The organism is Pauljensenia sp. OF14-1SRA (genome assembly GCF_027694595.1).
Lineage (GTDB): Bacteria > Actinomycetota > Actinomycetes > Actinomycetales > Actinomycetaceae > Pauljensenia > Pauljensenia turicensis_B.
The window spans coordinates 130,574-145,072 of the sequence record NZ_JAQEVQ010000003.1; the positions used below are offsets into that span (position 1 = coordinate 130,574).

10 protein-coding genes are annotated in these 14,499 nt (G+C 58.4%); 4 read left to right on the forward strand and 6 right to left on the reverse strand.

Annotated elements, in window-relative coordinates; genetic code table 11:
* Positions 1–6: 6 nt before the first annotated feature.
* The 5 genes from pgi to PG731_RS03135 form a co-directional block, all read right to left on the reverse strand.
* The gene (pgi, locus tag PG731_RS03115; protein WP_270772116.1) at positions 7–1,683 is read right to left on the reverse strand and encodes a glucose-6-phosphate isomerase; all 1,677 of its coding nucleotides are present in this window, start codon (positions 1,681–1,683) and stop codon (positions 7–9) included.
* A 90-nt stretch (positions 1,684–1,773) separates the two neighbouring features.
* Positions 1,774–4,053: a 6-phosphofructokinase gene (locus PG731_RS03120; RefSeq protein ID WP_270772117.1), complete on the reverse strand. Its 2,280-nt coding sequence runs from the start codon at positions 4,051–4,053 to the stop codon at positions 1,774–1,776.
* A gap of 255 nt (positions 4,054–4,308) precedes the next feature.
* Positions 4,309–5,634 carry a dicarboxylate/amino acid:cation symporter gene (locus PG731_RS03125; protein WP_270772119.1) on the reverse strand — a complete coding sequence of 442 codons (1,326 nt, stop codon included), beginning with the start codon at positions 5,632–5,634 and terminating at the stop codon, positions 4,309–4,311.
* 187 nt (positions 5,635–5,821) lie between these two features.
* Positions 5,822–7,039: an NADP-dependent isocitrate dehydrogenase gene (locus PG731_RS03130; RefSeq protein ID WP_270772120.1), complete on the reverse strand. Its 1,218-nt coding sequence runs from the start codon at positions 7,037–7,039 to the stop codon at positions 5,822–5,824.
* Between the two features lie 155 nt (positions 7,040–7,194).
* Positions 7,195–7,491 (reverse strand): DUF3017 domain-containing protein, encoded by a 297-nt coding sequence (locus PG731_RS03135; protein ID WP_243381084.1) that lies wholly within the window; start codon positions 7,489–7,491, stop codon positions 7,195–7,197.
* Positions 7,492–7,568: 77 nt separating this feature from the next.
* Between PG731_RS03135 and pta the strand changes: the two genes are divergently transcribed.
* The 4 genes from pta to PG731_RS03155 all read left to right on the forward strand — a co-directional run bounded on the left by pta (position 7,569) and on the right by PG731_RS03155 (position 13,014).
* The gene (gene pta, locus PG731_RS03140) at positions 7,569–9,113 is read left to right on the forward strand and encodes a phosphate acetyltransferase (RefSeq protein ID WP_270772122.1); all 1,545 of its coding nucleotides are present in this window, start codon (positions 7,569–7,571) and stop codon (positions 9,111–9,113) included.
* Between the two features lie 43 nt (positions 9,114–9,156).
* Positions 9,157–10,353 (forward strand): acetate/propionate family kinase, encoded by a 1,197-nt coding sequence (locus PG731_RS03145; protein ID WP_270772123.1) that lies wholly within the window; start codon positions 9,157–9,159, stop codon positions 10,351–10,353.
* 151 nt (positions 10,354–10,504) lie between these two features.
* The gene (locus PG731_RS03150; protein ID WP_270772124.1) at positions 10,505–12,631 is read left to right on the forward strand and encodes an NAD(+) synthase; all 2,127 of its coding nucleotides are present in this window, start codon (positions 10,505–10,507) and stop codon (positions 12,629–12,631) included.
* Positions 12,631–13,014, forward strand: a complete 384-nt coding sequence (locus PG731_RS03155) for a hypothetical protein (protein WP_270772125.1) — start codon at positions 12,631–12,633, stop codon at positions 13,012–13,014. Before PG731_RS03150 ends, PG731_RS03155 begins: the two co-directional genes overlap by 1 nt.
* 70 nt (positions 13,015–13,084) lie before the next feature.
* Here PG731_RS03155 and PG731_RS03160 read toward each other — a convergent pair whose 3' ends face one another.
* Entirely contained in the window at positions 13,085–14,485 is a 1,401-nt protein-coding gene (locus PG731_RS03160; protein ID WP_270772126.1) for a DUF418 domain-containing protein, read from the reverse strand.
* Positions 14,486–14,499: the final 14 nt, after the last annotated feature.

The following is a 14,499-nucleotide window of genomic DNA, read 5'->3' on the forward strand; positions in this document are numbered from 1 at the left end:
GAAGGCTCACTTGCGGTTCGCGCGGTAGTACTCGATGAGAGCCTTCGTGGAAGCATCCTGCGCGTCGAATGCAGCCGAGTCACCTTCGATGGCCGGCAGGATCTGTTTGGCCAGGACCTTGCCTAGCTCTACGCCCCACTGGTCGAAGGAATCGATGCCCCAGACGGCGCCCTGGACGAAGGTGATGTGCTCGTAGAGAGCAATCAGTTCGCCAAGAACACGCGGGGTCAGGGCCGGTGCCATGATCGACGTGGTCGGGCGATTACCGGTGAAGACTCGAGCCGAAACGATGGCCTCCGGGGTGCCCTCAGCGCGAACCTCGTCCGAGGTCTTGCCAAATGCCAGAGCCTTCGTCTGAGCCAGGAAGTTCGACAGGAACAGCTCGTGCATGTCGGCCTCGCCATCCTTCAGAGGCCACGCCGGGTTAGCGAAGGCAATGAAGTCGGCAGGAACCATGCGGGTGCCCTGGTGAATCAGCTGGTAGAAAGCATGCTGGCCGTTGGTGCCCGGTTCGCCCCAGAAGACCTCGCCGGTCTCGTAGGTGACGGGAGCACCATCGCGCCGGACGGACTTGCCGTTCGACTCCATGGTCAGCTGTTGAAGGTAGGCCGGGAAGCGGTGCAGGTACTGCGAGTACGGCAGGACAGCGTGTGTGTCGGCACCGAGGAAGTTCGAGTACCAGACGTTCAGCATGCCCATGAGGACAGGCAGGTTTTCTTCCGGCTTCGCGGTGGCGAAGTGGACATCCATCGCGTTGAAGCCCTCAAGGAATTCAGCGAAGCCATCCGGGCCGATCGCGATTGCCAGCGAAGTGCCGACAGCGGAATCCACAGAGTAGCGGCCGCCAACCCAGGACCAGAAGCCGAAAGCATTGTTCGGGTCGATGCCGAACTCAGCGACCTTGTCCAGAGCGGTGGACACGGCGACGAAGTGCTTGGCGATGGCGTCCTTCTCGGTTGCCTCGTCGGTGACGATGCCACGGTCGCGCAGGGCGCCGAGGAACCAGTCGCGCACAACCTTGGCGTTCGTGATCGTTTCAAGCGTCGTAAACGTCTTCGACGCAACAATAACCAGGGTGGTTTCCGGATCGAGATCCTTCGTGGTCTCCCCCGCGTCGGTCGGATCAATGTTCGAGATGAAACGGCATTCAAGGCCATCCTGAACAAAGGGCTTCAGGGCCTCGTAGGCCATGACCGGACCAAGGTCCGAGCCACCGATACCAACGTTGACAACCGTTTCAACCGGCTTGCCGGTAATACCGATCCATTCGCCGGAGCGAACGCGCTCTGCGAAGTCGTAGACCTTGTTCAGAACCTCGTGAACGTCCGTGATCGCATCCTGGCCGTCAACGGTCAGCTCGTCGGTTGCCGGGCGGCGCAACGCGGTGTGCAGAACAGCGCGGTCTTCGGTGACATTGATGTGCTCACCGGCGAACATGCGGTCGCGCAGGTCGTAGACGCCAGTCTGCTCAGCCAACGCCAGCAGGTCAGCAAGCACGTCTTCGTCAATCAGGTTCTTCGAGAAATCAACGTGCAGGTCGGCACCGTCAATCGTCCAGCGAGTTGCACGGTTCGGATCAGCTCCGAACCAAGCGCGAAGGTCCGGATCAAAAGCGTCAGCGTGTTCGTCCAGTGCTTCCCACGCGGGAGTCATTGTGGGGTCAACGACCGGATTGTCAGTCATGAATTCTCCTGTATCAATGGATCTGCGATGAGTTCGCGGTTCTTGAATGAAAATATCAGTTTTATTCGAATCAGATGATTCGGCGATGACTTACTCGGGATCTGCGATGGAAATCTCGACAGCAGGCTTACCCGAATCCTTCATCGAAACGATGCGCTGAACCGGGCTGAGCTCTCGCCACCACTGATCGAACGGACGACGATTGCGGATATCCAGATCCTCAAACATGTTCTTCACCAGGCGAGCTTCGATGTGGTTGCGCACCTGACCGATGTACACGCCCTCGGATTCGCCACGATTGAACTGGTTGTTGATGTGGTCGAGCGCGCGGTGAGCAAGGCGCGTTGCCAGCAGGCGGTCGAACGGGCTGGGCGAACCACCCTGTTGCAGGTGGCCGAGCGCGGAATGACGCACGTCGTATTTGCCGTCAGATTCTGCCTCGTACACGGACGCAAGGAATTCGCGGTCGTAGTACTTCGACACTGCCTCGTTGACGAGGACCAGGAACAGGCGACGTCCTTCAGCGAAGGAATCAACCATGCGCTTCGTGTCATCAGCGATCTCATTCAGAGTCACATCATCTTCGTTGAGATAGATGTACTCAGCACCGGATGACAGTGACGCCATCAGCGTCAGGTACCCGCAACGACGTCCCATGATTTCGGCGACGAAACAACGCTTGGTTGCTGCGGCGGATTCCTTGATGCGGTCAAGCGCCCAGGTGGCATTGTTGATCGCGGTATCGGCACCGATCGAAAGTTCCGAACCGGGCAGGTTGTTGTCGATGGAGGCGGGAACCAGAACGATCGGGATACGGAACGCCGGATAGCGGTCACGCTCGGAGATCATCGAGTGGACAGCAAGGTAGGCGTTCAGGCCGCCAATAACGATCAGCGCATCCAATTCGTTACGTTCAATAGCGCGTCCCAGCGCGTAGAACTGCTCAACTTCGGGGACATCGCGCCTCGTGCCGAGTTCCGCGCCACCCTTGAACGCCCAGCCTTCAACGTCAGCCCAGGTCAGTTCCTTGACCGCGTTATCGGCCAACCCCTTCCACGAGCCTTCGATTCCCAGCATCGTCCAACCGCGGGCGATACCCAAGCGGACTGCCGCGCGCGCTGCCGTGTTCATGCCGGGTGCAAGACCACCAGCGTGCAGGATACCGATTCGACGAGGCTTTTCAGTAGGTTCGGGCGTCAGCTGAGGCGGAGTCGAAAGGATCGTGTTAATTTCGACCATCGTCGTGAAAGAAACACCGCGCGAAGCCTGGGCAGCTTCAAAGTCACCGGCCGCAATCAGGTGTTTGACCGCGCGAGTATCGTGCACCGCCTTCATCAGCGGAATACGGGTCACGCGATTGTGGCGGACACCCAGAACATTCGGGGTGTCTTCCGGCGTTGCTGAAAGCATTTCCTGAACAGCGGCGTAGCCAAGCAACGATGACATCCAGCGGTCATAGGCTGACGGCGAGCCACCACGCTGGACGTGGCCAAGGATCGTCACGCGCGCGTCTTCACCTGTGCGCTCAGTAATCACATCGGCAATGTGTTGAGTGGTCAGTACATTGCCCTCGCGGTCGGTTGCACCTTCGGCGACCAACACGATGGATTCGCGTCGCCCTGCTTCACGACCCAAACGCAGGTGTTCAGCGAGGTCTTCTTCCCAGCCCGGTCCAACCGGATCTTCGGGGGTAAACACGTAGTCGGCACCACCGGCAACCGCTGCCATCAGGGGTAGGTAGCCACAATGGCGACCCATGACCTCGACAACGAAGGTGCGCTGGTGAGATGCTGCCGTGGATGTCAGCTGGTCCATCGCGTCCAAAATGCGATGGAGTGCGGTATCCGCACCGATTGTCATGTCGGTGCCCACCATGTCATTGTCGATCGAGCCGACAAGACCAACAACCATCAGAGCCGGATGTTTTGCTGCTTTTTCTTCACTGAGCACGCCTTCAGCAACGAGTTCGCGAATGTGTTGCGCCCATTCGCCTCGGAATTCATCCGTGCCAGAGAGGGAGCCGTCACCACCAATAACGACAAGGTGGTCAATACCGTGTTCGACCAGATTCTTCGCGGCCGCATGCCGACCCTCGTAATCGCGGAATTCTGGACACCGGGCCGTACCGATAACCGTGCCACCCTCGGCGAGGATTGATGAGACATCCGACCAGCAGAGCTTCTTGATCGCATCTCCACCTTTAACGGCGCCAGACCAGCCTTCCATGACCGCATAGGGTTGGGCGCCCACGGCAAGCGCAGTTCTCACGACGGCGCGGACGGCCGCATTCATTCCCTGCGCGTCACCGCCTGATGTGAGAACGCCGATCTTGAAGTCAGCGGGGGCTTTGAGCGGTTGCGGAGTAGCCATTGCGTGAAGCTCCATTCCTGTTCACGGTCTGAAAGTGTTACCAGCCTCGTCCAGTTTACGGCGAAGCGGGAAGTGATGGGTAGAGCAATCGAGTATTCAGGCTTGCCAGAACAGTTTTCGGACATAAAAGAGTGGTGACCCGTATGTCTCATTGCGGGCCACCACTCTTAGGGGGCATGTGAGCTCGTGCGTTGAAGAATCAGCGTCTATTCGGTTGATGACGAATAATGACGGGTACGCGCGCGAGCCAATCCGTCAGTTACTAGCCGACGGGTTCGCAGCAGCAGATGCAGCGAGTTCTTCGGCGCTGACAACGCCTTCGACCGAGACGCGGTCAAGGTAAGCCATACCGTCGAAGGAGAGCTCGCGAGCGTTCTCCGGATCGCCTTCTGCGCCGATCTTGCCACCGGCCATCCGGTCAACGATGATCGCGATTGCGCCGTCACCGGTCACATTGGTTGCGGTGCCGAAGGAGTCGAGGGCGATGTAGGTGGCGATCATGAGGGCAACCTGGGCATCGTCGAAGCCAAGCATTGACGAGAGTAGACCGGTTGCTGCCATGATTGCACCGCCGGGAACGCCGGGGGCTGCGACCATCGTGATGCCGAGCATGAAGATGAAGCCAACCCACTGCACGGGACCGACATCGATGCCCTGGGTGATGACGATGGCGAACGCGAATGCGAAAATCTTCGAGGTCGAGCCTGCTAGGTGGATCGTTGCGCAGAGCGGAATGGTGAAGGATGCAACGGCGTCGGAGATGCCGTTCTTCTTTGCCTGACGCAGAGTGACCGGGATAGTCGCCGCGGACGACGAGGTGCCGAGTGCCGTCAGGTAGGCGGGCATCATGGTGAGTAGCGACGTGATCGGGTTCTTCTTGCCGATTGCGCCAGCAACGATGTACTGCGTGAGCAGGATGACGATCTCAAGCAGGAGGACGACGACAACAACGCGGACCAGGGTGCGCATAATGTCCCACGCCTCACCGGTGTAGGTGAGGTTCAAGAAGATACCAAAGATGTGCAGGGGCAACAGCGGGATGATGATGCGCTCGATGAGCTTGGTGATGATGGCGCGGAATTCAATGAAGCCCTTACGCATAACGCCACGCGGGATCATTGCAAGTCCGATGCCGACCACGAAGGAGAGCAACAGCGCGGTCATAACCGGGACAGCTGCAGGCATTTCGATGGTGAAGAACGATTCGAGTGCCGAGCCGGGCTCGGTAACATCAGCAAGACCGTTCGAAAGGAGCTTCGGGAAGACGGTTGCTGTGACTAGGTAGGTCAGGAAGCCTGCGAAAAGAGTCGAGGTGTAGGCCAGCGCAGCGGTAATGCCGAGCCACTTGCCAGCGCCACGTCCGAGATCAGCAATAGCCGGAGTGACCAGACCGATGATAATGAGCGGAATCGAGAAGGACAGGAACTGGCTGAAGATAGCTGAGAATGTCGCGAAGACTCGTCCAACTGCGACAGGCACCAGGTGCGAGTCACCTACTTTGATGGCTCCCAGCACGAGGGCGAGGACGATTGCAACGAGCACCCACACGAGGATGCTGCTCTTCTCCATAAACTTTCGCATGATTTTCCTTGAGTCGTTCGACTGATCGGGATACGTACAGGATGCCCGCAGACCGCATTCCGATTAGTTTTCGTTCACTATTCGAACATTCCGACACCGCTACTCAGGCAGTTTCACGCGCTATATAGACGAAACCGGGGCGGGCAAGCCGAAGCTCACCGCACCCCAGTTTCGTTGTGTGAGCAGATCAAGCGAGAGCTTTCGCCAGATTATCGTCGAGCGTCGCAAGGAACTCTTCAGTGGTGAGCCACGGAGTATCGCCACCGACCAGACGAGACAGATCGCGCGTCATCTTGCCTGAAAGAACCGTGTCAATGATGACCTTCTCAAGCTTGTGGGAGAAGTCGATAATCTCAGGCGTATTATCAAGCATTCCTCGATGAGCAAGACCGCGGGTCCAAGCGAAAATCGAGGCGATCGGGTTGGTTGACGTTGGTTCCCCCGCCTGATGCTTGCGGTAGTGGCGGGTGACAGTGCCGTGAGCGGCTTCAGCTTCCATCGTACGACCATCTGGGGTCATCAGGACGGAAGTCATCAGACCCAACGAGCCGAATCCCTGGGCGACAGTATCCGACTGAACGTCACCGTCGTAGTTCTTGCACGCCCAGACGTAGCCACCTTCCCAGCGCAGAGACGAGGCAACCATGTCATCAATCAGACGATGTTCGTAGGTCAAGCCAACTTCGGCGAACTTGTCCTTATATTCGCGCTCGAAAACATCGGCAAAAATGTCCTTGAATGCGCCATCGTAGGCCTTGAGGATCGTGTTCTTCGTCGAAAGGAAGACCGGATAGCTACGCTTGAGTCCATATTCAAAGGATGCTCGAGCGAAGTCTGCGATCGATTTGTTGAAGTTGTACATGCCCATCGTGACGCCACCACCTTCAGGCATACGGATCACTTCGTGCTCAATCGGTTCCGACCCATCGTCGGGAGTGAAGGTCAGCGTGATGGTGCCCGCTCCCGGAACCTTAAAGTCAGTCGCACGATACTGGTCGCCGAATGCGTGTCGACCGATAACGATCGGCTTGGTCCATCCGGGGACGAGGCGCGGAATGTTGTCAATAATGATTGGTTCGCGGAAGACAACGCCACCGAGAATATTGCGAATCGTGCCGTTGGGGCTACGCCACATCTTCTTCAGGCCGAACTCTTCAACACGCGCCTCATCGGGAGTGATTGTCGCGCACTTGACGCCCACGCCATGCTCTTTGATCGCGTTGGCGGCATCAATCGTCACCTGGTCGTCAGTCGCGTCGCGATTCTGGATCGACAGATCGTAGTAACGCAGATCAACATCCAGGTACGGGTGGATCAGGCGGTCTTTAATGAACTGCCACATGATGCGGGTCATTTCGTCGCCATCGAGTTCAACGACCGGGCCTGCAACCTTCATTTTCGACATCGTTTCTCTTTTCGTCGGGCGAGCTGGCGCTGCGCGAGAAATTATCTTGACATCAAGATTACTTGATTAAATACACTCTCGCCCACAGATGAGACAGAAGAAATACGCTCACCAACGTAAAGATCCCGACAACACAAACATGTCGGGCTGACTAGTTAGGACAGGAGGTTCATCGTTGCCGTGAACGGCGAAAAATACCAAATACCAAGCGCCAAGAAAGCGAGCACCACGGCATCCGTCCACCGATTACGCGAAGCAAACCACGGGCGTCCCGGCAAAACAAGACGCGCACCAGCCATCACAAGCAACGTGCCAGCAAGGGCATAGACCGCACGATGAGGGTGGTTCAAAAGCGCAAAAATCGTCGTAGCGCCAACACCGACGAGGACGAAAATGATCGTCCCCCAGTACGCATACGACGGCGACATATTCACTCGCAACTGCTTCTTCACACTGCAAGCCTACGGGGTAATGCATTATTCACACATCTTCACGTCTTAATTTACCTCCGGAGCGCGCTACGATGTTCATGCGACCGAGCAGGCCGCGCACATTTTCACGTGTTGAAGGAGCATCAGTGACTTCCCGTTACATCGTTGTCGGGCCCGATTCCGCAAATGCTGCAACAGACGCAGCTCACGAACTTGCCACCGCGCTTTCAGCGCGTGGAACGCTTGCGCGCATTGACGCGCTCGCTGGCACGACCCCATCCGCAGCAGCAACCTCCAGCGCCTCGGCTTTGCCGGCAGCTGTCGAAGCTGTTCGCGCAGCTGACGCAGACTTCGTTCTGATCGACGGAGTTGTCGCCGGAGAAGCTCGCACGTTCGATGCCATCCGTTGGAACGTGAACCTGGCAGCATCGGCTCGCGCAAACGTCATCTTGGTCCTCGACCCCGAAGGTGTTCCAGCCGAACTGCTCACTGAAGAAATCAACGTTTTCGCTGCCCGCTGCAAGTCACATCAAGCGCAGCTCGTGGCAGTGATTCTGCCCGGCGCCCCCACCGATCTCGGCGTCGACGTCCCTGTCTTCTCCCTTCCGCTTTCCGACGAGGCACTCAAGACCCTGGTTGAGGCCCCCGCTCCGACCGCAGTCACCCCCCTCGCTTTCCAGGCAGACTTGATTGACCGCGCACGTGCAAACCGCAAGCGCATCGTCATGCCCGAACCGGAAGACGATCGCGTCCTCCTCGCAGCTGCTGAGGTCCTCGCTCGCGGTATCGCAGATGTCATCCTCGTTGGTGACGCAGCTGGAGTTGCAACCCGCGCAGATGAACTTGGTATTAACCTCACCGCAGCATCCGTCGTCTCCGTAGACGACCCAGAACTGTCCGAAAAATACGCCGTTGAATTCGCACGCCTGCGTGAAAAGAAGGGCGTCACCATCGAGCAGGCTCGCGAAAAGATCAAAGACGTGTCCTACTTCGGCACGATGATGGTCCACATGGGCGACGCAGACGGTATGGTCTCCGGCGCAGCCCACACGACCGCGCACACGATCGTTCCCTCCTTTCAGATCATCAAGACCGCTCCCGGCGTCTCGATTGTTTCTTCCATCTTCCTCATGCTGATGAAGGATCAGGTGTGGGCATTCGGCGACTGTGCCGTGAACCCGAACCCGACTCCGGAACAGCTTGCCGACATCGCCATCTCCTCGGCACGCACCGCCGCTCAGTTCGGTGTTGAGCCTCGCGTTGCAATGCTCTCCTACTCGACCGGGGACTCCGGCTCCGGCCCGGACGTCGACGCTGTCATCGAGGCGACCCGGATCGCCCGCGAGAAGGCCCCCGAGCTTGCGATCGAGGGCCCGATCCAGTTCGACGCAGCCGTTGACGCGGCCGTTGCTTCGAAGAAGCTCCCTGGCTCCCCCGTTGCTGGCAAGGCAAACGTCTTCATCTTCCCGTCCCTGTCCGCGGGCAACATCGGTTACAAGGCGGTTCAACGTTCCTCCGGCGCGGTCGCCGTCGGCCCGATCCTCCAGGGTCTGAACAAGCCGGTCAACGATCTGTCGCGTGGCGCACTGGTCGAGGACATTGTCAACACCGTTGCTCTGACCGCCGTTCAGGCGCAGGGCTGAAGCTTCCAAGTTTTTACCGATTACTCACAGGAAAGGCGAACTCGTGTCCCAGACCGTTCTCGTCATTAACTCCGGCTCTTCTTCGATCAAGTATCAGCTGGTCGATCCCGAAACCGGTGAAGCAATCGCCAAGGGGCTTGTCGAACGTATCGGCGACCCGGTCGGCAAGATCAAGCACACCCACGGTGACGACGTCACCATCGAAGAAATCCCGATCGCAGACCACGAAGTTGGTATGCGTGAAGTTCTTCGCCTCTTCGACGACAAGGGCCCGAAGCTTGCAGAAGCTGGAATCGTTGCCGTCGGTCACCGCATCGTTCAGGGTGGCAAGTACTTCGATGGCCCGGCCGTCATCGACGACGAGGTCCGTAACCTCATCGAAGAGCTCTGCCCGATGGCTCCCCTGCACAACCCCGCACACCTCAAGGGCATCGACGTGGCCCGCGAGCTCATGCCGGAAATCCCTCACGTTGCAGTCTTCGACACCGCGTTCTTCCAGGCTCTTCCCGAAAAGGCCTACACCTACGCACTGAACGCTGAAGTCGCTGAGAAGTACGCTGTTCGTCGCTACGGTGCTCACGGCACCTCGCACCAGTTCGTTTCCCGCGAGGTCGCAAAGTACCTGGGTCGCGATGATCTCAAGCAGATCGTCATGCACCTCGGAAATGGCGCTTCCGTGTCCGCAGTTCTCAACGGTAAGCCGATCGATACCTCCATGGGTCTGACCCCGCTGGAGGGCCTCATGATGGGCACCCGCACCGGCGACATCGATCCGGCCGTTGTCTTCCACTTGGCTCGCCAGGGTGGCATGACGATCGACGAGATCGACACGCTGTTCAACAAGCAGTCCGGTATGAAGGGCCTGACCGGCGAATCCGACATGCGTAGCGTGTGGGAGATGATCTTCAACGATGACGACAAGGAAGCGCAGCACAGGGCTCGCGTTGCCATGGACGTCTACATCAACCGCCTGCTCAAGTACGTTGGCTCCTACACCGCTGAACTCGGTGGCCTGGATGTCATCACCTTCACCGCTGGCATCGGTGAGAACGACTGGGATGTTCGTAAGGAACTCGCCCAGGCGCTTGAGCCCTTCGGCGTGAAGATCGACCTAGCAGCAAACGACGGTCGTATCGGCGAGCCTCGCGTGATCTCCACCCCCGATTCGAAGGTCACCCTGCTGGTGTACCCGACGAACGAAGAGTTCGCGATCGCGCGCCTCGCACGTGAGGTGATCTGAGTTCTGCTCGCGCCTCGCGCGTGATGAGCTTCGGTGGGCTGGCTCGAAAGAGCCAGCCCACCATTGTTTTTCCTGCCATCAGCTTTGAGCGTAAGCGCGTGGGCAAACGGATGGATCATGGGAGACAATAGAGGCAACACTAGGAGGAAAGTTGAACTTCCATTCGCTTTACGATCAGGGCTTCGCGCGCGTTGCTGCGGTGACGGTTCCTGTTCATCCCGCTCAGCCGCTTGCTAACGCTAACGAGGTCATTGACGTTGCTCGCGAGCTTGATGACAAGGGCGTTGCCGCGGCCGTCTTTCCCGAGCTGGGCATTTCCGGCTACGCCATTGATGATCTGTTGCTTCAGGATGTCGTGCTGGATGAAGTGACTGAGGCTCTGCATCGCATTGCTGCTCAGACGAAGGATCTGTTGCCGATTCTCATTGTTGGTGCCCCGATTCGCAACGATGGGTCCCTCTACAACTGTGCGGTAACGATCCACCGAGGCAAGATCCTGGGTGTCACCCCGAAGCTACACCTGCCGAACTATCGCGAGTTCTACGAGAAGCGCCATTTCGCGACTCCCGGTCCGACAACTCCTTCCTTTATTGACACGACCGCGTGGGGTTTTGTCGACGATGACTGTGCTTCGGCATTCGTTCCTTTCTCTCCGATCACAATCGATGTTGAGGATGTTCCTGGCCTCATCATTGCCCCCGAAGTGTGCGAGGACATGTGGGTTCCGCTTACCTCGTCAACTCTTGCTGCTCTGAATGGCGCGACGGTTCTGATGAATCTTTCTGCTTCGCCGATCACCGTTGGTCGTGCGGAAGATCGCCGACTGTTGGTTCGCAGTTTGTCAGCGCGCCTCAACTCCGCCTACGTGTACTGCGCGTCGGGTGCGGGCGAATCGTCAACCGACCTGTCATGGGACGGCCAGACAATGATTTACGAGGCCGGCGACCTGCTGGCAGAGGGCGAGCGTTTCAAAGCCGGAGGTCGTCAGATCACGATCGCTGACGTGGACCTCGATCGTCTTGTCACTGAACGCACGCGCCAGAATTCATTTAAGGACAACGCGGATCGCTACCTGGGCGAGGACCAAGGACTGAAGGCGACCGCCCCTATGCCCGTCTACACCCAGCTGAACCCGCCCCGCACGGACCTTGGCTTGGAACGCACCGTTGATCGTTTCCCCTTCGTTCCTGACGATCCGGAGCGCCTAGCTCAGGACTGCTACGAGGCCTACAATATTCAGGTTCATGGCCTGGTTCAGCGCCTCAAGGCGATCGGTAACCCGAAGATCGTTATTGGTGTTTCCGGTGGCCTCGATTCCACTCATGCTCTGATCGTTGCGGCGCGCGCGATGGATATGCTGGGTCGGGCGCGAACGGACATCTTGGCCTACACGATGCCCGGTTTCGCGACGTCCGATCACACGAAGTCGAACGCGATTGCGCTGTGCGAAAGCCTCGATATTCCCTACCAGACGATCGATATTCGTCCGGCAGCTCGCCAGCTGTTGGCCGACATGGGGCATCCCTACGCCGACGGCAACGACACGTATGACGTCACCTTCGAGAACGTTCAGGCGGGCCTGCGCACCGACTACCTGTTCCGCATTGCCAACCGCAACGGCGGAATTGTTCTGGGCACGGGTGACCTGTCCGAGCTGGCGCTCGGCTGGTGCACGTACGGCGTGGGCGACCAGATGAGCCACTACGCCGTCAATACGGGTGTTCCGAAGACTCTGATCCAACATCTGATCCGCTGGGTTGTAGCTTCCGGCCAGTTCTCCGATCGCGCGGGCGAGGTTCTGCTGTCGATCCTCGGCACGGAGATTTCTCCCGAATTGGTTCCCGCTCAGCCCGGTGAGAAGATGCAGTCCACGCAGGACAAGATCGGCCCGTACAACCTGCAGGATTTCACCCTGTACTACGTGTTGCGTCGAGGGGCTCGTCCGTCGAAGATCGCTTTCCTTGCTGAGAAGGCGTGGGCGGATGTGAATGCTGGCGAGTGGCCGGCCGGATTCCCCGAAGGTGACCGCGTCGCCTATTCACTCGAAGAGATCGTGAAGTGGGAAACCTTGTTCCTGCGCCGCTACTTCACCCAGCAGTTCAAGCGTTCTGCTCTGCCAAATGGCCCGAAGGTTGTGGCTGGTGGCGCTCTATCGCCTCGTGGTGACTGGCGAATGCCGTCCGACGTGACCGGCGCACGGTGGATCGCAGAGTTGGAAGAGGCCGTCGCGGGCGTTCCTAACAGTGGCGTTCCGGCTACTCAGACGAAGGAGAACTGATGACGACGCTGACGTTGACCGGCGTGATCGGCTTTGCCGGGATCGCGTGTGTTTTCGGCTTGGTTGCCCTGAAAGGCAGGGCCGGTACTCTGGCACGAGGCTCAGGCTTGGGTCTCCATTCGGCAGTGTTGGAGTCCTCCGACGACGCATGGAATACGGGTCACGAGGCCGCCTGGCCGATCATGGCCATGGCCTGCGTTGTGGCGGTGTTTCACGCGGTTGGCTGCGGTCTTGCTTCACTCATGGGCAATGACGGCGAAGCCTTCCTTCACGTTCTGTTGATCTCCGGGATTATTGTGTCCCTCGCTCTTGGGGCGCTGGCGCGCGCGGCCGCGATTAACGCGGCAAAGCGCCAGGTGGAGTCTGATCAGGCCGAGAGCTGATCTTCATCCTTGAAATAGCGTGTGCCCCCGGGGGTAGAAACCCGGGGGCACACTATTTCAAGGTCAGCGTTTAACGCTCAGTGTCAGCCGGTGGCGCATACGCTGACATTGGGCTGACCGCCGATTGTGGGGTGTCCACTTCTGCGTCTATACCTGCCGGCTGAATCATACGAGGAATCCGAGGAACCGGATGAGTGCCGGCGCTTCGTGCCACTGCTCGACGAAGAAGAACCTCCAGTGGGCCTCGTCGATATCCCTTCGATTCGAGCATCCAGCAGAATAGCGCCATCAAGGTCCAGACCGCGAGCGCAATAGCAAGCCCGAGGCTCTGGGAAACTCCTCGAATACCCGACAAGCCGAGAGCAATGAACGTGGCAAGGAAAAGAACAGTCTGACCGACATATGCGGTCATTGAGCGCTTACCAACCGCGATAAAGAAGTGGCGCACTCCCCCGAGGTTTTCGCGTGCAGGACCGGCAAGCAACCCGAGCAAGGCCAGCCAACCTGCAGCTCCAAGCAAACCAGTAATCTCGTGAAGAGCGTCCTGACCGAAGAAGTAGGAATCCATCAGGCCCGAAGCCTTCAAGGAATAGGACAGGCCACCAAGGGCACCCAGAGCAAGACCCAGGAACGCCACCAGCATCAGGCGCCCCTTGTGAACGTCCGGACGCGAAATATAGTCCGTGGTGGCCAGCCACGCACCGAAAACGGTCGCAGGAAGAACTGTCGTCATAATCAGCCCAAGGAGTGACGAGAATACCCAGCCAAATACGCTGATCAGCGGGTAGTACCAGCCGAGCATCAGGTTGCCTGGAGCATCGGCTGGAGCAATCGTCATTTGTGTACTGGTTGCGCCCCCAAGCCCCTTCAGGCTCTCGCCCCAGTTCACGAACGATTCGACTCCAAGCTGGCTCAGCGTCATGATGGCAAGGACGACCAGAGCAATCACGGTCAAGATCGTGAAGCGTCGCCGCGCAATGAGTCCTGCGAAAACAATCGCAACCAGCGCATACGCGCCGATAATGTCGCCGGTGAAGAAGAGTGCGTGGACAAAGCCGAAGAGGAGCATCCACCAGCCGCGCCTACGGATCAGACGGCGAGAGTCATCGATACTCTCGTTTTCGAATCCTGCGATCCACGTTGCGCGCACTTGGTCAGGCATTCCGGGCAGGTTCTCATCAAGTTCGTCGATTCGACGTTCCACGTATGCACGCTGGCGTCGCAACACCATCGTCATCAGACCGAAACCGAAAAGCATCGAAAAGAGCGGATACGAGCGGTGGTCGATGAACATTCCGCGAATGAACACCCACCACTGATCGCTCAGTGAGTATTCGGGATTGTCGGGGAAGAAAGAAAGCCAAAACGGCACGTTTGCGACCGCGATCAGAATCAGCATGAAGCCGCGTGCAAGATCCGGCGCGGGATAGCGGACAGAGTTCTTCGGGGTAAACGAGGCCGAGCTAGACATACTCGAACACTATC

What these genes read in the sequence shown, in the direction of transcription:
- PG731_RS03160 (WP_270772126.1), bottom strand. Translation starts at nt 14,485, where the DNA reads ATGTCTAGCTCGGCCTCGTTTACCCCGAAGAACTCTGTCCGCTATCCC.
- PG731_RS03125 (WP_270772119.1), bottom strand. Translation starts at nt 5,634, where the DNA reads ATGCGAAAGTTTATGGAGAAGAGCAGCATCCTCGTGTGGGTGCTCGTT.
- pta (WP_270772122.1), top strand. Translation starts at nt 7,569, where the DNA reads ATGCGACCGAGCAGGCCGCGCACATTTTCACGTGTTGAAGGAGCATCA.
- PG731_RS03120 (WP_270772117.1), bottom strand. Translation starts at nt 4,053, where the DNA reads ATGGCTACTCCGCAACCGCTCAAAGCCCCCGCTGACTTCAAGATCGGC.
- PG731_RS03130 (WP_270772120.1), bottom strand. Translation starts at nt 7,039, where the DNA reads ATGTCGAAAATGAAGGTTGCAGGCCCGGTCGTTGAACTCGATGGCGAC.
- pgi (WP_270772116.1), bottom strand. Translation starts at nt 1,683, where the DNA reads ATGACTGACAATCCGGTCGTTGACCCCACAATGACTCCCGCGTGGGAA.
- PG731_RS03155 (WP_270772125.1), top strand. Translation starts at nt 12,631, where the DNA reads ATGACGACGCTGACGTTGACCGGCGTGATCGGCTTTGCCGGGATCGCG.